Here is a 22,983-nt window from a genome sequence, read left to right on the forward strand (position 1 = left end):
AATGAGCAAGGAGTGATACTGTCAATTGGATTGATGTCTATTTTAACACTCGACCTCGGCAAACAAACCGGCTGGGCAATTCTTACAGATGGAGTAATCCAAAGTGGCAGTGAGAGTTTTCACTCTAGCCGTTTCAGCGGAGGTGGCATGTGCTTTTTAAATTTTAGTAATTGGCTTAATTCCTTGAAAGACATTTCTACAGTGTACTTTGAGGAGGTAAGGAGACACATACTGTAATTGCTATTGAATGATGGAGAGACATACTCCATTATTTTAGCACGAAGTAACAAGTTCAATAGAATTAGTTCTTCAAAAATAATTTAAACTTTTACAGTAGGAGCAGTCTTATGAAATATTATAGTGGATTAGATGTCTCACTCAAGGAAACTTTTATCAGTATCGTTGATGAGAAAGGAAAAATTGTTAAAGAAGAAGTTATTGTAAGTGAAAGCAGTACAATAGCGGAGTATTTGCTTAGTCAAAGCAAAAAATATGAAGCAATAGGGATAGAAAGTGGACAACTATCAATATCAATGTGCAAAGAATTGAGGAGATTTGGATTGCCAGTAACTTGTGTAGATGCAAGGCATATGGCAGCAGCATTGTCTGCAAGAATCAATAAGAATGATAAAAATGATGCAAGAGGTATAGCACAAATGATGAGAGTTGGGCTATTTAAAGAGGTATTAGTAAAGTCAGATGAAGCTTGTCAGATTAAAATAATGCTTGGAAGCAGAAGACAATTAACACGTAGCAGAGAGAAAATTGAGGGAACAATAAGAGGATTATTAAAAATATACGGGATAAAAATTGATCAGCGTGCCAGATCTACAAGTTTCATTTTAAAAGTGCAAGAAATAATTAATGAGCTAGATGAAATTAGCAAGAACTCAATTGAAGCATTAGTACATAGCTTAGAAACAATAGAAGAATCGATAAGAAAACTTGACAAAATGCTCTCAGAGCAAGGTAAAAAAGATGAGGATTGTAAATTATTAACTACTGTTCCAGGAGTTGGTATTATAGTAGCAATGACATACAAAGCTGCGATAGATGATGCATATAGGTTTGAAACATCTTATGCAGTTGGAGCCTATATGGGATTGAGCCCAAGACAGTACGCTTCTGGAGAGATTGATCGGCATGGAAGTATATCAAAAATGGGACCAGTAGAATGTAGGAATGTGTTGTACGAAGCAGCACAAGTCTTACTGGTAAAATGTAAAAGGAAATTTAAATTGAGAAGCTGGGGATTGAGGCTTGCAAAAAAGAAGGGTATGAAGAAAGCAATTGTTGCCGTAGCGCGGAAGTTGTCTGTAATTATGCATAGGATGTTGGTTAGTAAAACAGAATTCTGTTATCAATAAATGCAAAAAGTAGATAATTTGATGTAAAGTAAAGATAGCAATGCCGATGGAAGGGATAAGCAAGATCCTAGGTTGAAGCATAGACTTCGTAAGACACATGTTGCCGTCCACTTCCGCCTAACAAGTATAGTGCGGCTTGGCTAAAATACAAATTAGCCATATCAGACCGCGGAGAGGACTCCGCCAACAATATTGCAATAAACCTGAAACTTGAGAAGACTATTTCTCGAAAGCTTCTACAAAAAGAACGGAGAGTTGAATTTATTTATAGAGCTAATGATCAAATAACCATATGTCTCGATGAATAATATATGGTAGAGCTCATGGGCAACAAAAAATTAATAGTTCGGATTAGTTGTAGTTATGAAGTAAATCGATTAGCAGAGTTGTATCTATTAGATGCATATGAAAAATTAGTGTTAAGTAAACCAATAAAAGCGAGCAAAAAGGAAGAAAACTCTGAATATAAGAAAGTAGATTTGAGGACGGTAAAATGGTAACAGTTAGTTTATATGCAAGAGTTTCTTCAGGTAGGCAAGCACAAGAAGATACAATAGCAAGCCAAATTGCTGCTATAGAGAATCAAATTAGTATGGATGGACATAAATTATTAAATGAATATAAATTTATTGATAATGGTTATAGTGGTTCTAACATAATCCGTCCTGGTTTGGAAAAATTACGTGATAAAATAGCAGAAGGTAACATTGATAAGGTTTATATTCATTCTCCTGATCGTTTATCTCGTAAGTATGCATATCAGATGATATTACTTGAAGAGTTTAAGAAATTAGGAGTGGAAGTCATTTTTTTAAATTATCAAATTAGCGATAATCCAGAATCTCAATTACTATTACAAATGCAAGGTATGATAGCAGAATACGAACGTGCAAAAATCATGGAACGAAGTCGTCGAGGAAAGATTTATGCAGCAAATAAGGGTTGTATAAGTGTAATGAGTGCTGCTCCTTATGGCTATCGTTATATAAACAAAAATACAGAAACAGGACAGGCCTTATTTGAGATTTATGAAGAAGAAGCTGAAGTTGTTCGTAAAGTATTTTCTTTGGTAGGAAGAGAAAGAGCCAGTATAGGAGAAGTATGTCGTAGGCTAAGTGCTATGTCCATTATGACGAGAACTGGAAAAGAGTATTGGGATAGGGCTGTAGTTTTGAGTATGTTAAAAAACTCTGCTTATAAAGGACAAGCAGCTTTTGGTAAAACAAGGTTTGGCGTAAAACTAAAACATATAAGACCGAAAAAAAACTCCTGCGAGCATCCAAAAGATAATTATTCTACTTATCCTGTTCCAAAAGAGGATTGGATTTATATTAAAGTACCTAGTATAGTAAGCGAAGATTTATTTGAAATCGTTCAAGAACAATTAGCTGAGAATAGAAAAATAGCAAGAACAAGACAAAGAGGAGCAAGACATTTATTGCAAGGTTTAGTAGTATGTAAGCTTTGCAATTATGCATATTATGGTACTAGCACTGCAAGGAATAAGGAGGGGAAAAAAACTAATAATCAGGTATATTATCGTTGTGTTGGCACGGATTCATACCGTTTTGGCGGTAATAAAATGTGTAACAACAAATTAATTCGTACAGATACATTAGACATGGCTGTGTGGGAAGAGGTGAAACATCTATTAAAAAATCCGAATAGAATATTAGAGGAGTATAAACGTAGACTTTCAGAACTTACCACTAGATCAAAAAAGCGCTTTGCTTGAAACACAAGAAGATAAATTAAAACGAGGTATTGCAAGGTTAATTGATAGTTATACTCAAGAATATATTGATCAAGAAGAATTTGAGCCAAGAATTAAAGCAATGAAACAAAACTTAAAAATGGTTGAAGAACAAAAGAAAAAGATATTTGATCAGAAAAAACTCACACAAGAGTTAACTCTAGTAGTAACAAATTTAGAGGGGTTTTCCTCTAGTATTAACTCAAGTCTTAATAATGCAGACTGGCTAACTAAACGTGATATTATTAGAACGTTAGTTAAGCGAATTGAGATTAATTTTGAGGATGTAAACATCGTGTTTAGAGTAAAAGAGCTTCCAGACTCTTTTCATATGGAGAAAAATCAATGCTTGCAATGTTGTTGTAGGGGTAGGTATGACGGTTCGTGGCGGTATGACGGTTCGCGGTGGCATCTCGTCATCCCGCTACGTGTTAGCGGGATCTATGTGAGATACCGCGGCGGTATGACGTAGGACCGCTGTCATTCCAGTCTGGAATCTAGTTCTTATTGTACATTTACTTAGTGTAGAGTTAAGTTTCCTGGATCCAAGTAGTCTGGGCACTGGGACGACACCCTTTTGGATGGAAACCAGTGTCAGCTACTTGAATGACATCATAGAGGTTACTTGCATGACATCATAGGGACACTGCCGTCATAAAGGAACCAGTGTCAAGCTACTTTGATGACACCTTGTATCTTTTTTCTGCTTAGTTTGGGTTATGCAAGAAGTCTAATGTTCGTATAGTTGTGTGTCAGCTACTCGGATGACAGAGAAGTCCAATCACAGAATAAACTAGTGAATTTTTTAAAAAGTATATAAAATTCAAGTGATTATTTTAAGTAAATAGCATGGCACTTAGACTCATTCCAGATAACCTCAATATCAAGTTTAGTAAATATAGGGATTTGACTGCACTCGTTAGCATTATTTTTATCATCTTTTCAATGCTCACTGTTGTGCTGCGTGGAGTGAACTTAGGCATAGACTTTGCAGGCGGAATTTTGATAGAGATAAAATCTTCAGATGAGAATCACTCTATTCTCGATGCATTAAAAGAAAATGGTTTTACAGTGCAGAGTTCAAAAGCGGGTGATAATTTAGTCATGCGTTTTAAAGATGAAGGAGATGAAGATAAAATCAAAAAGATAAAAAGCATACTAGAAGAAAAGCTAGGTAGCTCAATAAGCTATCGTAAAATAGACTATGTTGGCCCACAAATAAGCTCAACACAAATATTTGAAGGAATGTTATCCATGTTGATCGCGATTGTTGGAATATTTTTTTACGTTTGGTTTAGATTTAATTGGCAATGTGGATTCAGTGGAATAACAGCACTGATTCATGACGTGATTTTAACTGTTGGTTTTATTAGCCTAACTGGCATTGAGTTTAATATTTCATCAGTTGCAGCTCTCCTCACTGTCATTGGTTATTCAATCAATAACTCAGTAATTATATACGATCGGATTCGAGAGTATTGCAAGAGTGGTAAAAGTGGGCGGATGAGTGAGATAGTAGATGCAAGTATCAACGCTACATTATTTCGCACTATATTAACCTCGGGTACAACCCTTCTTGCTGCTCTTCCTTTGACATTAATCTGCACAGATGCAGTGAGAGACTTCAGCTTGATCATTTTTTTTGGTATTTTGATTGGCACTTGTTCTGCAATATTTATTTCTGCTCCTATATTAACCTACAGAGCTTTGATAAGTAGATTGTAGAAGTGTTTAGTCGCGGTATAATATCAACTTATTATCTCTTATAGTGAAATGAAAATACCTTAAAAAGCTCATTCCAAGTAGTGAATGAGACATAGAATGAGTGTTAACGCTCGCCTGTACATCATTAACTAAAAAATTCCCTATTTTAACCTGAGGGATGTGAACAACACCAGCTTTTATTTGACCTTTAGCAGTTTCATATATTTTAAAATCCTGAACGTTTTGTAAGTTAATACCAACATGTAATGCGTCTTTTTGTGATAGAACAATATCGGTTGCTCCGGTATCAAGCAAAAACGTTATATTGCGATCATTGACCTGAGCCTGAATATAAAAGTGTCCATCGTATGATTTCGTAAATTCGATACTTCCACTATTCTGACCACTATTCTGAATTCTCCCTTTATATGGTAAAAAAGTACTGAGAAATCTGTCGCTTAGTTTGTCCCTTTGTGAATCAATAAGCATTGAAGTGGCAGCTATTATTAGTAACCAAATAACTAGATTTTTCACCGCGTTCATATTGTTAAAATTTGAAGCTATTAAAATAAATTTTAAAGATTAGCGTTAAAAGTTATTATTAAAAATAAGTAAATTTTATTGTTTTAGTACAATATTTAATATACACTTTAAGAAGATATGTTTGATTTAATTTCATGTCAGAAGCAAAAAGTTTAATTTTAGCAGCTATCCTTTCCATGTTGATCATGGTATCTTGGCGCATTATTTATGATAATTTTTTTAGTGCAAACCAAAACCAGCCATTGATTGAAAATATTGAACATATCGAATCTTTTAACGACCTTGCTCCTATAATACAACAAAATCGTTCTGAAATTATTAATTCCACTCGAGAACAGAGGGTTAGTTTAACCAATAACATGATTAAAGGATCAATTTCTTTGAAAGGTGCAAGGTTTGATGACTTAATCTTAACTAACTACCACTTAGAACCGAGTTCTTCTTCTCCACAAGTGGTGTTACTGTCACCTGCAGAATCAAAAGATGTATATTTCGCAGAATTTGGGTGGCTCGATCCGAATGAAAAGATTAAAGTTCCAGATTCTAAAACAGTCTGGCAAGCAGATAAACTCAATCAAAAAGAGGTCAATTTATTTTGGGATAATGAAAATGGCATTTTATTTAGAATGAAAATTAGCCTTGACGATAACTACATGTTTAAAGTTGAGCAAATTATTGAAAACAATACAAAAGATAATGTAGTTTTGGTTCCTTATGGTAGAATTAACCGTAAACGTGACAATATCAACGAATCTTATTGGATATCCCATGAAGGAGTACTGGGTGCATTTGATAATAAACTAGAGGAGTGGACATATAAGGATATTTCCAAAAAACATTTAATAAAAGCAAGCACGAGTGAAAAAAATTGGTTTGGTTTTGCTGATAAATACTGGCTTACAGCCATCATACCTGAGAAATCCGATAAAATAAATGTAAGCATTAAGCATACTAACACTAATGATATTGATAAATTTCAAGTAGATTTTGTCAAACCTTATAAGAGCATACTTCCTGGCGCAAGTGTTTCTAATGTGAATTATTTTTTTGCTGGAGCAAAAAAGTTGAATTTACTGGATTCTTATAAGGATACTCTCAATATACCTTTGTTTGATAAAGCTGTAGATTTTGGTGTTCTTTATTTTATAACCAAGCCAGTGTTTTTACTGCTTGAATATTTTAACTTCGTTTTAAAAAATTTTGGCTTAGCAATATTATTGCTGACTTTAGTAATCAAACTTTTGATGCTTCCCTTATCTAATAGATCATATATTTCGATGTTCAAGGTGAAAAGCCTGCAGCCTGAATTAACTCGTATAAAAGAGTTGTATAAAAATGACAGCTTAAAGCAGCACAAAGAGACAATTGCGTTGTTCAAGAGAAACAATGTAAACCCAATGTCGAGCATTTTTCCCATGCTAATACAAATACCGGTATTTTTTGCTCTATATAAAGTATTATTTGTTACTATAGAGATGAGACATGCTCCTTTTTTTTTATGGATTAAGGATCTTTCAGCTCCTGACCCAACGAACATCTTTACATTATTTGGGTTGTTTAATTATAACTTTCCTATTTCTATAGGCATTTTACCTATAATTTTCGGTGCCACCATGATAATTCAGCAGAGGCTAAGTGAGAAAGATCAAACCAATAAAGATGATATTCAAGTAAATGTTATGAAGTTTTTACCTTACATTTCTGTCTTTATTTTTTCTTCTTTTCCTGCCGGCCTGGTAATATATTGGATATTTAGTAATATTATAACTTTAATTCAACAATCATTAATAAAGTTGTTTTTAACGAAAAAAGTGGTAGTAAATGTCGAAAATACTAATAGTTAATTCAATTTATTATGCTGAAATAGCAAACCTTTTGCTTGAAGGTGCAGTCGATAGATTAAAAGAAAGTCATGCAAGCTATGACATAATTGAAGTTCCTGGTGCATTTGAGATACCAGCTACAATTCTCTTTGCAGTAAAAAGCAAGAATGCTAATTATGACGGTTATTTAGCTCTTGGGTGCGTGATTCGCGGTGAAACCGATCACTATCAATATGTTTGTAAAGGAGTAATCGAAGGTTTAAATGAAGTTATTATGCATTATGCAATGCCCCTTGGTATGGGCGTAATTACCGCTGACAGCAAAGATAAAGCACTAGTTAGAGCTGATAAAAACAAAAAGAACGTTGGTGGCCATGCAGCCTCAACTGTTTTGCATATGATAGATTTACACAATAAATTAAAATAATGGAGGAAAAACCAGTAGATAAAAAGTGGCGCATAAAAAGAAGTACGGCAAGATTTCTTGCTGTACAAGTTGCTTATTCAAATATTTTCGTAGGTTACAACAAAAGCACTTTTAAACTGGAAAATTGTGAGCTTAAGAACTACATAAGTAAGTTGAAAGATATATTTGAATGTGAAGAATTTGAACATCAGTTCTTAGAAAACTTGTTATATAAGGTTATAAAAAGCAGTGAAGAATATGATAAAATAATAGAGTCTTACTTACACCCAAGCTGGTCCCTTTCACGGTTAAATCTTATAAGCTTATCTATTTTGCGTGTTGCAATATGTGAGTTAGCTAATTGTGATACGCCAGTTCCAGTTGTCATTAATGAATATACTAACATTGCATCTGATTTACTTGATAAACCAAGCGAAATTGGTTTTATTAATGGGTTATTGGATAAGGCAAAAGATGCAGTTAAATTAAATAAAAATCCTTAGCAGCTTCTCACAACTATATAAAAGTTAAGGCAATTCCCGTAATAAATTTAAGTAACTGACATTAAAAAAACGGTAGACTTAGTCTACCATTTTTATTTCGCTTAATTATTTATTTCTTCCGTTTTTCCCTTGCTCAGCTGCTGGTTTTTGCATAACTGTGCTTGGCATAAATGTAATGCTTAATTCCTTAGGATACTGATCCCCTAAGCCTAAACCTAATGTTTCCAATTGCTTACTTCTATCATTTATTGAAACATATTTACCCTCACCATCTTTCACGTCTAGTGAAGACACACGGAAGAGATAAGTGCTGCCAAGCAAAATCGGATGATTATTATTTTTGTACTTGACGTGACCATCAAGGGTAATACGGTATACTTCACCTTTTTAGTTGGCACAATCTATACGATGTTTGTCATCTACTTTATAATTCTCTTCAATAAACTTACTATCTTCGCTTAATACTTGTAGCACTAGATATGCATAATCACTACTAACACTGAGCTTCCAAGCTTTCAACTCAGATATTTCGTTATTTTTGCTGATGGCATATACTGCTAAACAAATCAGTGCAACAGCAACAAATGCTAAAACACTCATTCCAAGAGGTGTAGCTGCAAAAGCTGCAAGTGGAGCTAGCATGGAAGTTGAAGACACCCAATATGGTGCTGAAAGTGCTACTGCTGCGCCTATGACATACAAAGAAGTAAGTGCAACAAGTGCAGTGTTTGTTTTGTGGAACTGACCTCGATGATTTTTGAAAGTTAGCATAAACGACCTCATTTAATAAAATATTAATATGCTTAAATTGTATATAAAAGAACTGTCATAGTCAAGCTTTTTCGCAAATTACCTGCCACTTGAGCCAAAGCCCCCTGCATTGCGACCGGTTTCTTCTGTGCAGAATTCTTCTCTGTCATCCCAAATTACCTGAGATACAGGAGAAATAAGGATTTGTGCAATTCTATCTCCTCTTTTTATCTCATACGACTGATTACTTAGATTAATCAGGCAAATTTTAACCTCACCTCGATAATCAGAGTCTATAGTGCCCGGAGAATTTAAGACAGTGATTCCATGTTTTGCAGCAAGACCAGAACGTGAGCGGATTTGCCCCTCAAAACCGTTTGGTATTGCAATCACAATTCCAGTTGGAACAAGTAATCTCTCAAGTGGATTTAAAACAGCAGAGTCATTCAATGCAGCATAAAGATCCATACCAGCACTCTGCGTAGTTGCATAACATGGAAGAGACAAGTCTTCTCCGTGTGATAATCTTTTTATTTCTACTTTAATTTTACTTCTTTGCACTCCAATTTACCAACTATGAAGATTCAATTATAGCATGTAAATTGTATCTGTAAAAGTAATAAATGTTACATCGTAAATGATGTCATTCTAGTGCGTGACGCTAGGCCATAAAATAAGTTTTTCGTTTCTATATGCGCTACCTTAAGACTTTAATTATACAACGTCTTAACGCACTTAACCCCATCGACATATAAATTTGCATGACTTTTTTGAGTATTAAGCAATGCAAGTCCAATGTTGTCTACACTAGAGCGCAGTTCCCCTATTTCCTCATTATTTTCATTTGTCACTTTAGTGCCAATATCTGGAAGTGCGTTATCCCCCTCAACAAGATAAAGTTTTCTTCTGAATATTTCTTGTCTGCTCATTCGATTTACGACTTCCTGACCTACGTAACACCCCTTATTAAAGCTTATACCGTTTGCCTTATCGATTAAATATTGCAATGGGAACGATGAATTTTGTACCATATCTTTTGCTCCATCTGGGACAAGGTTTTTAATTCTAACTTTTTCATACTGAATAAAATCTCCAACCGGTTCTTTTATTTCATCTTTATGTATGATCCTCATTCCTAGCAGCTTGTGCCTTGGATCTTGAAAAATAACTTGTGACTTACTACTACACTCCGCCAACTTAGTATCAAACAAAACTCCAACCTTATATAGTGCACTAATGTCTTTAATTTTCACTCTCAAATAAGTTTTAAGTAAATCTAGTTTCTCGATTATTTGCTGTAAGTGCACATTTTCGCACTCTAAGAAAATATATCTACCATATTCAATAAGAAAAAAATCATATAGGTATTTTCCCTGAGGGCTAAGCAATAAAGAGTAAATAGCTTTTTGGCTATCTAGCTTATTAATATCATTGGTTATAATGCCCTGCAGAAAATCTCTAGTGTCAGGCCCATATAGCACTATCACACCACGACTTAAGAATGGTATATAACTCATGAAATCTCTATAAATAAACCTAAATTTTATTATACAACATTAGGCTCTTTTAGAAACTGCTTTTGGCGTGCATATTTTATATGGTGTGCATATTTTACAAGCTCCAGCCCTTGAAATCTAACTTACGAGTATATATATAAAGTTATAGGTTAATTTGTTGAGAGGAAAAGCAAATGTCAAGTATAAGTTTAAATGTATTGGATGATAGCGTGCTGATCAAGCCTATTAGCGAGGAAAAGCAGGGTGGAATTATGCTTCCATCAAGTGCTGAAAAGAAACCTACTAAAGGTGAAATTGTAGCAACTGGTGAAGGTTCACGCAACTCAAATGGCGAACGCATAGCTTTAACTGTAAAGGCTGGTGATAAAGTGTTCTATCGTCAATGGGCTGGTACAGAAATAGAACATAATGATGAAAAGCTTATCGTGATGAAAGAGTCCGATATACTTGCTGTCATTAAATAGCAGTCTTTATTTTACTAAATTGAAACAAAGCGCAACATGGCGCATTGAAAATGGTTTTATTATAGTTTTCTAAATTTTTTATTAACAAGAGGTGATAAAAATGACTAATGTAGTAGTATCAGGTGAGCAGTTACAAGAAGCCTTTCGTGAAGTCGCAGCAATAGTGGATTCAACGGTAGCAATAACTGCGGGACCTAGAGGAAAAACAGTAGGGATTAATAAGCCCTATGGAGCACCAGAAATTACAAAAGATGGTTATAAGGTGATGAAGGGTATCAAGCCTGAAAAACCACTAAATGCTACAATAGCAAGCATCTTTGCCCAAAGTTGTTCTCAATGTAACGACAAAGTTGGTGATGGTACAACAACGTGCTCAATATTAACTAGCAGCATGATCATGGAAGCTTCAAAATCAATTGCTGCTGGAAACGATCGTGTTGGTATTAAAAACGGAATACAGAAGGCAAAAGATGTAATATTAAAGGAAATTGCATCAATGTCTCGTACAATTTCTCTAGAGAAAATGGATGAAGTAGCGCAAGTTGCGATAATCTCTGCAAATGGTGATAAGGATATAGGTAACAGTATCGCTGATTCCGTGAAAAAAGTTGGAAAAGAGGGTGTAATCACTGTTGAAGAAAGTAAAGGTTCAAAAGAGTTAGAAGTTGAGCTGACTACTGGCATGCAATTTGATCGCGGTTATCTCTCTCCGTATTTTATTACAAATAATGAAAAAATGATCGTGGAGCTTGATAATCCTTATCTATTAATTACAGAGAAAAAATTAAATATTATTCAACCTTTACTTCCTATTCTTGAAGCTGTTGTTAAATCTGGTAAACCTTTGGTTATTATTGCAGAGGATATCGAAGGTGAAGCATTAAGCACTTTAGTTATCAATAAATTGCGTGGTGGTTTAAAAGTTGCTGCAGTAAAAGCTCCAGGTTTTGGTGACAGAAGAAAGGAAATGCTCGAAGATATAGCAACTTTGACTGGTGCTAAGTACGTCATAAAAGATGAACTTGGAATCAAGATGGAAGATCTGACACTTGATGATCTTGGTACTGCTAAAAATGTTAAAATTACTAAAGATAATACCACAGTTGTCAGCGAAAATAGCGATTCTGACAGTGTGAAAGCTAGAATCGAGCAGATCAAATCTCAAATTGAAACTTCAACTTCTGATTATGATAAAGAAAAGCTAAGAGAACGTTTAGCGAAATTATCAGGTGGTGTTGCTGTGCTAAAAGTTGGTGGAGCAACTGAAGTGGAAGTTAAAGAACGTAGAGATAGAGTTGAAGATGCGCTGCATGCAACAAGAGCTGCAATTGAAGAAGGCATAGTTCCAGGTGGTGGAGTTGCACTTCTTTATGCTTCATCTGTTCTCGACAAATTAAAAGGTGCAAGTGACGAAGAGCAAATAGGCATAAACATTATCAAGAAAGTTCTCAGTGCTCCAATTAGAAGGTTAGTTAAAAATGCTGGTCTTGAATCTGCTGTTATCATTGACTATTTGATTAAGCAGAATGATAAAGAGCTTATATACAACGTTGAGGCTATGAATTACGCTAATGCATTTACAGCTGGTGTGATTGATCCAGCAAAAGTGGTGCGTATTGCTTTTGAAACAGCGATATCTGTTGCGAGTGTGCTGATTACTACTGAATCTATGATAGTTGATGTACCAAGCAAAGAAAATGCTTCATCTCCTATGGGCGCAGGAGAAATGGGTGGCATGGGTGGATTCTGAGTAGAGTGAAGCCGTGGAGCAATTGCTCCACGGTAGTTCCAAAAAATCTCACATTTTACTATTCGTTAAAGGTAATACGTTTGGTGCAGAAAGGCACTACTGTTTGCATCCGTTTCACTCTTTTATATTATGGTTGTCTATAGCTAACCCAAGAAAGGTTTTCCTACGTCATACCGCCGCGGATAGATTCCGCTAACAAGTAGCGGAATGACGAATTTTTGTTTTTCAAATTGTCGGTAAATCTAAGTCAGTTTAGCTATATGTGTTTTCCACAATGACTTATTCTTTTCACCCATTTATATTACAGTTGTATATATTAGAATAATGCTATATTAATAAATAATCTATATAATGCTATTAAATATAACACTTAAAATCTAAATCACTTTCTCTATAAAAGGAGAAATTTGCCTTAATGAAAATACATATATATTTAATATTGTTTTTATTTTTTTCTTGCACCCAACTATATGCTGACGAGGAAATTGCAAAATTTGATTTACTTATTGGCGAGATAAATGAAGCAAACCTCACTCTTAAAGGTGCAATAAAGGTTACAGTAGAACCAGGCTGGCACATATATTATAAAGATCCTGGAGATTTCGGTCTTCCCACTTCTTTTGATTGTAAGGGTAACACATTAAACATAGATATTTACTGGCCTACTCCAAAGGAACATAGAGATAAAGTAGGAAGAGAGATATTTATCAGTAACGTATATAAGGATATGGTATTATTTCCCTTTAAGATGAATGTGTTTTCAAATCAAGGGTATATTGACCTTAACTTCCATATAAATTATGTGATATGTAAAGATAGGTGCATCCCTAAAAATGTTGAGATAAAAACCAGGCAACCACTAAAGGATTTTATAGATTCTGATATCAATAAACTTATAAATGAGTGGTATGAAAAATAGGGTTCTCATGGGGTAGGTGTCATTCCAGTGCGTGACACTGGAATCTAGCTATGGTCAAACCCACATCTGTACGAACTTGTGGTATAAGGGAATTCCTCTAAAATGGCGTCATCCAAGTAGCTGACACTGGGATCTATAATAAAAAAATTTAGATCCCAGTGTCACGCACTAACTGTACGAACATTGAGATATAAGAGTAATTTGTACCAAGAAAAAAGATGTCATCCCAGTGCCCAGACACTGGGATCCAGATTGGACACTAAGTTGGTGAGTATAAAAGTAGCTAACCTTATGTTAAAACACAATATTTTTGGTGAGGGGTTGCATTAAAAGCTGGATTCCAGTGTCAAGCACTGGAATGACATCGTCTTAACATTGTACCATATTACAATGTTCGTACAGTTATGTGTCACGCACTGGGATGACAAGAAAAGGTTTCTAGAATGACGGAAACGAAGTCATACATAGAAAATAGGTTAGGTATTCTCAATTTTTGTTGTATACTTAAATAAAAATCTCACTTTTACAGATGGATACAGTAAAGTTTGTTTTATTACTGCCAACAATATTACTCATGCTAGTTGCTGGTGTTTACCTATCGGTTAAACTAAAATGGCTACAGATATTTAGATTGCCGTACGCCCTTTCACTCATTGGAGTTAAAAGAGGGGAAAATAAATTTTCTTCTATAGCCGCCCTGTTTACAATCTTAGGGGGAAATTTAGGAGTAGGAAACATTTCAGGAACTGCTGTTGCTCTAAAAACCGGAGGACCGGGCTCTATTTTATGGATGGCAATAATTATTGTTATCACTTCTGTGATAAAATATGTCACTTGTTATCTAAGTATAAAAACCAGAAAGGAAAAGAACGGACGGTTTATAGGTGGCCCTGTAGCCTACATGGCTGATGCATTTAATTCTAGAAAAGCTACAATTGTGTTTCTGGTTGTTATGATGATGGTTTCAATAATAGCTGGTAACCTTGTTCAGGTAAATTCTCTATCAATACCACTTAACATGATAGATGTGCCTGTAGTCATTGGTGGCATTGTAATGGCCATAATATTTTTTGTTGTTGCAGTTCTCAGCTTAAAAAAAATTAAAATTTTTATATCGGCTATGATACCGATAATGACGGTAAGTTACCTCACACTTTGCGGTATCATATTATTTAAGTTTAGTGAAAATATCCCTCCTTCTCTAAAATTAATAACAAGCAATTTTTTGACAGCTAGTAGCTTTAACTCTGGTTTATCTCTAGGTTTGATTTTAGAAATGTTGACTATTATTCAAGTCGGAACTTTGCGAGGTATTTTTGCAACAGATATAGGGCTTGGCCTCGAAGGAATCGTACATTCTTCAATTGTTCCTAAGAAAAATAATAATAAATTTATTATTGAGCAGAGTCTAATTACAATAATATCGCCTTTTATAGTTGCATTTATAGTGTTTATTACAACAATGGTACTGCTTGTCACAGATTCTTGGGTCACTGATTTAGAGAGTACTAACATGTGCATATTTGCTTTTAGAAAAGCTATGAATTGGCCCTATATTGACTATTTAATTATGGCCATAATGTTTTGTTTTGCCTTTACTACTATTTTTACTTGGTTTTTTTGCTCAAAACAGACAATACGCTATGTGTCTATGGATAATAAATACACTAAAATCTGGATTGTAATTTTTACCATGATCATTCCGCTTGGTGCGATAGGTAAAGTCCGATTGCTATGGGATGTCGCTGATATCTCGATTGCTGCTTTGTTATTTATCAACATACTCGCTATACTCAAGCTAACTTCTAAAGATCCAGAAGTGTTTACTGTGAGCAACAGATATTTAAAATTAGGCGCCAACTAAAAGTTGCCATCTGAGTAACAACACAACCTTCCTTAATAAAAATTCAACCAATGCTCGTGATAATTATATTAGCTAGTATTAGCTAGAACTAAAGGCAGAGGGTTATTAGTGAGGGGTATATGAATACTAACAATATACAACAAAAACACATTTATAATGAGCGCGTTCAAGAATTTTTTCCTTTATTTGATGAAATAAAAAAGGAAGACGACCTAATTTATAATGTTAGAGTTGATTTTAACACAGTAAAGTTTTTAACAGAACACGCCGACTGGAATTGGGACGAAGATGAAAACAAAAATAAAGCATGTGGAGTTATTCTTCAGGAATGCGACAAGACAGCTAGACAAGAGCTTGAAGATAAAGCTAAAGAAGAGTTGAATAAATATATTACTAGTGCTAATAACATTAATGATGATGTTGAAGATAAAAAAGTTTCAATATACGGTAATCATGCCAGTATTACACTGGAGGATAACAAGAAAGAGTTCAAAATCAGCGAATTTTTAAACAGTGATTTTTGTCAGAAGAATGGAATCTCGGGATTTTCAACGTTGCATAGTGATGGAAAGAGCGGAATGCATGGTTTTGTTGCCGAGGAAGGAGGGAAAAAAATAAGACATTATGTCGTAACCGATGGTTCATATGAGATGACTCTGAAATGGTACGCGAAAGGGGAAGAATGCAAGATCAAAATTAAGATTGATGCTAACGGTGTAGACCTTGTTAAAGGTGATGATTTTTCTCTAGAACGGTTAGAAGCGAATCAAGATGTAAAAATAGGTGGTTTATTCTTGCGTGAAATAAAATTCAGGGAAAAAGGAAAAGTGAATGAGGTGCAACATGACGGAAAAGACAATCAAGCCCTTAACAAATCATCTGAAATCGCAATAAAAAGTAACAGTAGAGATATTGAACAAGAGGTCAAAAAACCTGTTCAAAAACACCAAGCTACTCATATGAATCGAGAAATTGGGTCTCAGACCCCTTCGCTGCCACCACTTAGAATTACACCTGAAAAAGATGTTTTCAATGAGCAAGGGAGTGGAAGCCAAAAACCAGATGGCTTGCGCGGAAATGAGCAAACACCTAATAATCAGCAAAAAGGTGCAACTTCTGATCCTTCGGACAGTTCTACTTTCACCAAGTCTGTAAGCCACAATCAAGATAATAGACAAGAAGATGAACGGTATGACAATCCTACATTTGGACATGCTGTACCTGGAAGCCAAAAACCAGATAGAAGTGAGCAAACACCTAATAATCAGCAACAACCTAAAACCCAGCAACAAGAAGGAAATAGCAAAGGCGATCTATTACAAGACATCAGAAATTTCAAGAGAAACAGCTTACGGCGCACTGGTGTTGTTGATGGTAGCGGAGCATCAATGGAAGGAGGCAGGAAAAATGAATCAACGTCTTCTATATTAGAAACATTAAAGGACAAAGTTCCTTACTTGCCTTATTCAAATATACATGAACATGACAGTGATAACCGTGGTGCTAGTGATGCTGAGTGGGAAGAAAGTAAACAGCCACTTTCTGTTCCAAAACCCAATAGCAAAAGTGACTCGGGCTATTCACCTCAAATTCATGCTCAACCTCAAGTAGATCCTGAGCAGCCAAAGAGGAGCTTAGAGAACATTGAACAAAGTGACCAAACTCCACCTGAAAATCTTCTTAAAGAAATCAGAGATAGATCACAGCAAGATAATAGAGGATTAAGGCAAGTTGATCCTACTGATAAACTGTCACAAGATAAAGAAGATGGGTTGCTAAAAGACAGTTCAACAGATGTAAAAACAAACGATTCGGGCTATTCATCTCCAACTCATGCCAATCATGGACAATCTCAAGTAAATCCTGGACAGTTAAAAGCGAGCCTAATGAATGTTGAACAAAGAGATGACACTCTACTTACGGAATTTATCAGTAAGTTGGATAAAGAAACTCAGAAGTTCCCACTAAAACCGGTGGATCAAAAAGGAATTAGTGAACAAACCAAAGAACATTTATTAGCAGCAGGATTGCTAAAAGACAGTTCAACAGACATAAAAACAGTGGCAGAACAAGAAAACAATGACACTAATTCAATTGTAGATAAAAATAGTAATCTATATAAATTACTAGAGAAAGATGAAGCACAACTGAAAATTGGAGTAATAGAAGAAGAAAGAAAAGATACTTTAACAGAACACACTGATAGTTATGATCGCAATAGAATTGCATTAGGTAACAGAAATAAAAGGCCACTGGATTGGACTAAACGTATTGCTGAGTCACAACAAGAAAAAGATACCAATAAAGGTATTTCAATATAAATTGAGGTTAGGGAATGTTCAAAAAAGCATACGCGTCAAGTTAAGGCCCAATATAGCACCATTCTGATACAATGTTGAACATTTTTTTTTGCATTTTGAATTCTATGGTATTTTGTTTAACATTGAAGCAAGAGTCCAGGCACTGCCTTTGTGTTTGAGGCAAAACCGGCTATAACACTTAACACACTGGCTTTGCAAACAAATGTTCGTACAGCTATATGCTGCACACTAGAATAACAGAAAGCAGAAACCTTACTTAATTGGTTTAAGTTGATTCGTACCCCTTCCTTTTTGAAGAAAAGTGCTCAATTATAGGTGATATAATATAATCTTCCACTTTATCAGCTACAAACAACTCTGCAATCGGCGCTATTACTCCTATTGCCGCACCTGTTAAAGCTGCAGAGCCCATTCCAAGCATTGCACCAGGAAAAATAGCAGTTGCGGCTGCAGCAAGGCCAACTCCAATTGCAGCGCTTGCAACGCATGAAACGGCCATCAAGAAAAGATCTTTCTTGGAGCATTTTCCTTTGCATATAACACATGCAGCCAATAATATTACAGGAACGGCAGCAACAATTCCACCTATAACCAAAGGTGACAAAGCTGTGAAACTCAATCCCAAACCTGTAAGTGCACCTATTACTGATGCTACACCTAAAAGTATTAAATTTTCTTTCTCCATACAACCTCCCTAATTAATTGATATATTACCATTTGTTCACATCTCCGTCAAGCAGAAAATTTTAGTGGGGCGAGCGACCAGGATCGAACTGGCGACATTCAGTACCACAAACTGACGCTCTACCAACTGAGCTACGCCCGCCAAGATATAAAATATCTAACATACGAGCGCAAATAGTCAATTGATTATTTAACTCTCCTTTTGCAGAGGGTTTTAAGTTTAGCCAATAAATATTTTCATTGATACTTTTACTATTATAGTTAATTGTATTGATACTAATGAAGTAGTGGTATGTTTAAAAGTATTTTCACATTTAGTTTTTTTACGGCTATTTCAAGGATCTCAGGGTTAATAAGAGATGTATTGATTGCTACGGTTATTGGTGCAAACTCTCTTGCAGACATATTTTTTTCTTCGTTTCGTTTTGCCAATCTATTTCGCGCATTTTTTGCAGAGGGAGCATTTACCACGTCCTTTATACCGTTATATTCAATAGAATCACACGATGATAAAAAGGCATTTAATTTTGCAAGTAGTGTAATATCCATTACGTTTATTATCTTAGTAATTTTTTGCCTTATCATGCAAACTTTCTCCCCTTATATGATTCAAATTTTTGCTCCTGGATTTGACCAAAGTAAGTTTACCCTTACTGTTACTTTATCAAGAATTATGATGCCCTACATAATCTTTGTTTCAATTGCATCACTTATTGGTGGAATGCTGCAAGTAAAGCAGCATTTTGCTTCAACAGCTATTGCACCAATCGTTTTGAATCTCTGTTTAATCATCAGTTTGTTTGTGCCTTACATAAAAACTCCAGCGCACAACCTTTCTATAGCTGTCCTTATAGGAGGAATTTTCCAGCTACTTTTGATACTATTTAGTGCATACAAGTTAAAGGCAGCTTTTTCTTTTAGCCTTGAATTAAGCAATGAAGTAAGGTTGTTTTTTAAGCGTGTGATACCTGCAATTATCAACAATTGTGTAACTCAAATAAGTGTATGGATTGACACAATCATGGCGAGTTTTATACCAAATGCGGTGTCCTATATATATTATGCCGATAGACTAAATCAACTACCGCAGGGAATAATCGGTACTGCAATCGGTACAGTGCTTCTTCCTTTAATTTCAAAACAGGTAAATAATACTGAAAATATAGTCAAAATACAGAACAAGGCTCTCAACATAGGATTAATGTTAATTATGCCAACAACTGCTGCCTTTATTATTATTCCCGACATAATTTTACTTACGCTTTTTTCTTACGGCCGGTTTGATCATTATGCAGTGCAGCAAACTGCTCCCACGTTAATAGCATTTTCTCTTTCTTTACCTGCATTTATTATAAATAAAGTATTGCTACCCACGTTTTTTGCTAAAGGCAATCTAAAAATACCAACTATGTTCTCACTAATGTGCCTTGGAATTAATGTAGTGCTAAACCTTTTGTTAATGAACGAGTATCAGCACACGGGGATTGCTATCGCTACTTCCGTTTCCACTTGGATAAACTCCATTCTATTAATTAGTTATTTAACAATAAATAAAATGTATAAGGTTAGCCAAGCGTTATTGTTAAATATCATGAAAATTTTTGTAGCAACGGTAGTCATGTCAATAGCCCTTTATATTTTTAATTCTTTGTTGGCAGGATTATTTTTTGATAAAATATTGGCTCGTATTGTTTATTTAACGACTTTAATAGCTTTGAGTGTTATTGTTTATTTTGGTATTCTCTATTTAATGTTTAGAGGAAATTTGAATAATTTGAAATATGTATAAACTAGATCTTTTGCTAAAGGAACAGCAAACGGTGTCATCCCAGTGCTTGACACTGGGATCCAGATATAAAAATATTTGCAAATTATGCAATAGACAACAGATTCTAGGAGCATACGCTGAAATAATGCTCATGATGAAAATAAGATGGATCCCAGTGTCAAGCACTGGGATGACAAGACGAAGAGATGCCGGAATGAGAGGTCTACTATGAAACTTTCTTTATACGCCATATTATCAATTTCTTTAGTATTAGTCCTTCTTCATGTTGCCGCAGTTTTTAAGGATTGGAGTGACTACAGGGAATATATCATAAAAGAGTTAGAGGAGAAGTATGATGCTAAAGTCCATATTGGAGGAAAAATTAAAGTTTCACTCATTACTCCAAAGCTCACTATTCATAATGTATATATACAATACAACGAAAATAAAGAGCAAAAGCTATCAGATTTAATTAGTGTAAGAAAAATTGAAATAAGGCCATCGTTCCTATCGTTGCTTTTATTCTCGTTGCAACCAAAGTCAATCACATTGTTTGGCATGAAAAGCAATAAAGAAAATTTAATTAATATTATAAATACAAAAGCCAGTGGTAACACAGTCGATATAGTAATAAAAGACAGCCAAGTAAGTTTTAAGAATGATTTCGCTAATTATAGCAGCATTGTTAATATAAAGGAAGTTGCTGTAAAAAAAAATAGGCAATTCTCTGGTAAAGTAAAGGTAGGTGATAATAATTACGATTTTTCAGGAAAGGTTAATATCACAAAAAAGAATGCATACATTAGTGTTGAATCAAATTTTGTAAATTTGCTATTTACAGGTAATAGAAATCAAGAAGAACTCCAGGGTAATTTAACACTAACGATTAATAATAGTTCTGGTTCTGTGAGTGATTTAGCAAAAATCATTAATCTTAGCTTTCTCTCTTGTGTTATTCCTAGTGAAAATATTGAGATATCATCTAATATCAACCTCGATGAAAATGAGTTTACGGTAACTGACTTGAAAATTGATTCCAAAAGCATGCAAGCCAGTGGTACAATACAAAATGATAGAAAAGGCGATCACACTAATCTCAATATTAGCTTCAGCAAAGTTGACTTAGATTCCATACAAAATGATTCACAAAGAACAACGAATATGAAAGACCTTCTGGAATGCTTTAGAGCAGTTGTGCCAAAGAACTTGAGCTTAAATTTTAATATGGAAGCTTCTAACATTCAATATCAAAACAAAATATTGGACAATTTCCGTGCTGTACTAAAATCCACTGATGGCAAAGTAAAAGTTAATACGCTTCTCAAATTTCCTGGAATCAATAATATATCTTATTTATCAGGAGAGATCTCAAACAATAATGCCCTATCTGAATTCAACGGTGATTTGTTAGTAGAAGGAAATGATTTTGAGTCGTTCATTTCATGTTTTTTCCCTTCTATAAAGATGAAAGAAAACCAGAAAAATCAATTTACACTAAGTTCTAAACTGCACCTTGCACCAAGAATATTATCTATCTCAGACATTAGACTGCTAAATAATAAGGAATCCTTGCAAGGGTCAATTAGAGTAAGCCACACAAAAAAACGCAGTGTGATTGATGGTAAATTTAGCATGCATAATCTTGATGCAGATAAATATGATCATTCATTATTTAGCAGTTTATCTAAAATGCAACGGCTGAAAAATTTTCAGTATGATGCAAATATAAAGGCCAGTGTTAATAACCTTACATTGAATGATACGAAAATTAAAAATTTGGATTTTTTGCTGAAAATGGAAAAAGGTAAGCTAGTTGCAGATAAAATAAAACTATCTGGAGAAGATTTCGATATTACCGGTAATGCAAAAATATTAGTAGATCAAAAATACGCCAAACCTTTATTAGATGTGAACCTTACGGGCAATAAATTTAATGGAAATATCTTTAAATTACCAAATTTAGTAGAGGTAAAAAGAAATTCAAGAAATGAGATAGATCAAATTCAATGGTCAACAAAGCAGCTTGATTTTTTGGATGACAAAGAAGGCTTTGATGCAAATGTGCAAATCAATACTGCAGAATTTAAAACCGAGCAGAATGTTTTGAAAGATTTTAATTTGGATGCGGTAATGAGAAACAACGTTATCACTATCAGGCAGGCAAGTTACGTATTAGAACACGGGCAAGTGTTTTTTCAGGGTTATTTAAGATCAGACTCAATGAATACAAGATTTTCTATTGTAAATTTGGACACTAAAAAGATTGGTAAGGTTATAGGAATTGACAATGTAAATGGTCAGATAAGCTTAAGTGGTGCAATCAAAACTCAAGGAAAAAGTTTTCATGATTGGGCTAATAGCTTATCAGGAGATGTAAACTTACAAGCGCAGGGAATAGAAGTTACTAATGTAGATTTCAATTCATTTATCGCTAATTTGTTAAGCAGTAAGAATAAGTCTGAAATTTCCACATTTGCTTATGTTGATATATATAATGGCAGTACATTTTTTGAAAATATTAGCGGAAAAGCAAGTATTAAGAGTGGTATATGTTCAACTAGTTTACAATTCGGGATTGATCAAGCATCAGGGTCGATCTCTTCTAATTTAACCTTATCTAACTTCGCTTTAGCTTCTATATTCAGGTTCTTTTTCATACCACCAAACTATAGTAATCCAATCTATATCGATATGCATTTGGATGGCCCTATTTGGCGTCCTAAGATGAGTTTTGATGTAGACCAAATCTTCATCGCTCTGGTTGGCAAGAGGAATAGTTAATTTACTAATATCTGTTTATAAGAGTCATATGTGCTTGACACCTGGTTAATATTAGGTTAATATATT

At 34.6% G+C, this 22,983-nt stretch carries 21 protein-coding genes, 1 tRNA gene and 1 pseudogene; 16 read left to right on the plus strand and 7 right to left on the minus strand.

Features of this window, described 5'->3' with window-relative positions; genetic code table 11:
- Window positions 1-33: 33 nt before the first annotated feature.
- The 6 genes and pseudogenes from AAGD99_RS04625 to secF form a co-directional block, all read left to right on the plus strand.
- Window positions 34-231 (plus strand): annotated as a pseudogene (locus AAGD99_RS04625) (Holliday junction resolvase); the annotation flags it as partial.
- A gap of 116 nt (window positions 232-347) precedes the next feature.
- On the plus strand, window positions 348-1,367 hold the full coding sequence (locus tag AAGD99_RS04630) for an IS110 family transposase (protein WP_341822222.1): 1,020 nt from the start codon (window positions 348-350) through the stop codon (window positions 1,365-1,367).
- A 323-nt stretch (window positions 1,368-1,690) separates the two neighbouring features.
- The gene (locus AAGD99_RS04635; protein WP_182319925.1) at window positions 1,691-1,867 is read left to right on the plus strand and encodes a hypothetical protein; all 177 of its coding nucleotides are present in this window, start codon (window positions 1,691-1,693) and stop codon (window positions 1,865-1,867) included.
- Window positions 1,861-3,102, plus strand: a complete 1,242-nt coding sequence (locus AAGD99_RS04640; RefSeq protein WP_341822336.1) for a recombinase family protein — start codon at window positions 1,861-1,863, stop codon at window positions 3,100-3,102. Before AAGD99_RS04635 ends, AAGD99_RS04640 begins: the two co-directional genes overlap by 7 nt.
- Entirely contained in the window at window positions 3,095-3,592 is a 498-nt protein-coding gene (locus tag AAGD99_RS04645; RefSeq protein WP_341822719.1) for a hypothetical protein, read from the plus strand. The genes AAGD99_RS04640 and AAGD99_RS04645 overlap by 8 nt, the downstream gene beginning before the upstream one ends.
- A gap of 377 nt (window positions 3,593-3,969) precedes the next feature.
- Window positions 3,970-4,845 (plus strand): protein translocase subunit SecF, encoded by an 876-nt coding sequence (secF, locus tag AAGD99_RS04650; protein WP_265044950.1) that lies wholly within the window; start codon window positions 3,970-3,972, stop codon window positions 4,843-4,845.
- A gap of 6 nt (window positions 4,846-4,851) precedes the next feature.
- On the opposite strand, the gene AAGD99_RS04655 is transcribed toward secF, so the two are convergent.
- Complete coding sequence (locus tag AAGD99_RS04655) at window positions 4,852-5,367, minus strand: TIGR02281 family clan AA aspartic protease (protein ID WP_182182693.1); 516 nt, start codon at window positions 5,365-5,367, stop codon at window positions 4,852-4,854.
- A 134-nt stretch (window positions 5,368-5,501) separates the two neighbouring features.
- On the opposite strand from AAGD99_RS04655, the gene yidC reads away from it, so the two are divergent.
- The 3 genes from yidC to nusB are packed head-to-tail and all read left to right on the plus strand — an operon-like array spanning window position 5,502 to window position 8,099.
- Window positions 5,502-7,211, plus strand: a complete 1,710-nt coding sequence (gene yidC / locus AAGD99_RS04660; protein ID WP_341822720.1) for a membrane protein insertase YidC — start codon at window positions 5,502-5,504, stop codon at window positions 7,209-7,211.
- Window positions 7,189-7,617, plus strand: a complete 429-nt coding sequence (locus AAGD99_RS04665) for a 6,7-dimethyl-8-ribityllumazine synthase (protein ID WP_341822721.1) — start codon at window positions 7,189-7,191, stop codon at window positions 7,615-7,617. Before yidC ends, AAGD99_RS04665 begins: the two co-directional genes overlap by 23 nt.
- A complete protein-coding gene (nusB, locus tag AAGD99_RS04670) occupies window positions 7,617-8,099 on the plus strand; it encodes a transcription antitermination factor NusB (protein WP_264732067.1) in 483 nt (160 codons plus the stop codon). The genes AAGD99_RS04665 and nusB overlap by 1 nt, the downstream gene beginning before the upstream one ends.
- Before the next feature lie 105 nt (window positions 8,100-8,204).
- Here nusB and AAGD99_RS04675 read toward each other — a convergent pair whose 3' ends face one another.
- The 4 genes from AAGD99_RS04675 to AAGD99_RS04690 form a co-directional block, all read right to left on the minus strand.
- Window positions 8,205-8,378 carry a hypothetical protein gene (locus tag AAGD99_RS04675; RefSeq protein ID WP_341822722.1) on the minus strand — a complete coding sequence of 58 codons (174 nt, stop codon included), beginning with the start codon at window positions 8,376-8,378 and terminating at the stop codon, window positions 8,205-8,207.
- A 108-nt stretch (window positions 8,379-8,486) separates the two neighbouring features.
- A complete protein-coding gene (locus AAGD99_RS04680; RefSeq protein WP_341822723.1) occupies window positions 8,487-8,870 on the minus strand; it encodes a hypothetical protein in 384 nt (127 codons plus the stop codon).
- Between the two features lie 78 nt (window positions 8,871-8,948).
- Window positions 8,949-9,410, minus strand: a complete 462-nt coding sequence (gene dut, locus AAGD99_RS04685; protein WP_341822724.1) for a dUTP diphosphatase — start codon at window positions 9,408-9,410, stop codon at window positions 8,949-8,951.
- 149 nt (window positions 9,411-9,559) lie between these two features.
- On the minus strand, window positions 9,560-10,366 hold the full coding sequence (locus AAGD99_RS04690; RefSeq protein ID WP_253309649.1) for a YgfZ/GcvT domain-containing protein: 807 nt from the start codon (window positions 10,364-10,366) through the stop codon (window positions 9,560-9,562).
- A 173-nt stretch (window positions 10,367-10,539) separates the two neighbouring features.
- Between AAGD99_RS04690 and AAGD99_RS04695 the strand changes: the two genes are divergently transcribed.
- From AAGD99_RS04695 to AAGD99_RS04715, 5 genes are all read left to right on the plus strand, one after another.
- Complete coding sequence (locus AAGD99_RS04695; protein ID WP_373457551.1) at window positions 10,540-10,830, plus strand: co-chaperone GroES; 291 nt, start codon at window positions 10,540-10,542, stop codon at window positions 10,828-10,830.
- A 100-nt stretch (window positions 10,831-10,930) separates the two neighbouring features.
- On the plus strand, window positions 10,931-12,580 hold the full coding sequence (groL, locus tag AAGD99_RS04700; RefSeq protein ID WP_341822725.1) for a chaperonin GroEL: 1,650 nt from the start codon (window positions 10,931-10,933) through the stop codon (window positions 12,578-12,580).
- A gap of 415 nt (window positions 12,581-12,995) precedes the next feature.
- Window positions 12,996-13,499, plus strand: a complete 504-nt coding sequence (locus AAGD99_RS04705) for a protein-disulfide reductase DsbD domain-containing protein (protein ID WP_341822726.1) — start codon at window positions 12,996-12,998, stop codon at window positions 13,497-13,499.
- Between the two features lie 529 nt (window positions 13,500-14,028).
- Window positions 14,029-15,363, plus strand: a complete 1,335-nt coding sequence (locus AAGD99_RS04710) for an alanine/glycine:cation symporter family protein (RefSeq protein WP_341822727.1) — start codon at window positions 14,029-14,031, stop codon at window positions 15,361-15,363.
- A gap of 119 nt (window positions 15,364-15,482) precedes the next feature.
- Entirely contained in the window at window positions 15,483-17,684 is a 2,202-nt protein-coding gene (locus AAGD99_RS04715) for a hypothetical protein (RefSeq protein WP_341822728.1), read from the plus strand.
- 265 nt (window positions 17,685-17,949) lie between these two features.
- Here AAGD99_RS04715 and AAGD99_RS04720 read toward each other — a convergent pair whose 3' ends face one another.
- On the minus strand, window positions 17,950-18,369 hold the full coding sequence (locus tag AAGD99_RS04720; RefSeq protein ID WP_341822729.1) for a hypothetical protein: 420 nt from the start codon (window positions 18,367-18,369) through the stop codon (window positions 17,950-17,952).
- Window positions 18,370-18,434: 65 nt separating this feature from the next.
- Window positions 18,435-18,510 (minus strand) — tRNA-His (locus AAGD99_RS04725).
- Window positions 18,511-18,660: 150 nt separating this feature from the next.
- Here AAGD99_RS04725 and murJ point away from each other — a divergent pair.
- Both murJ and AAGD99_RS04735 read left to right on the plus strand, forming a co-directional pair.
- Entirely contained in the window at window positions 18,661-20,157 is a 1,497-nt protein-coding gene (gene murJ / locus AAGD99_RS04730) for a murein biosynthesis integral membrane protein MurJ (protein WP_341822730.1), read from the plus strand.
- Window positions 20,158-20,364: 207 nt separating this feature from the next.
- Entirely contained in the window at window positions 20,365-22,917 is a 2,553-nt protein-coding gene (locus AAGD99_RS04735) for an AsmA-like C-terminal region-containing protein (protein WP_341822731.1), read from the plus strand.
- The last annotated feature ends 66 nt before the right edge of the window (window positions 22,918-22,983 follow it).

Source organism: Wolbachia endosymbiont (group A) of Clivina fossor (genome assembly GCF_964026865.1).
Lineage (GTDB): Bacteria > Pseudomonadota > Alphaproteobacteria > Rickettsiales > Anaplasmataceae > Wolbachia.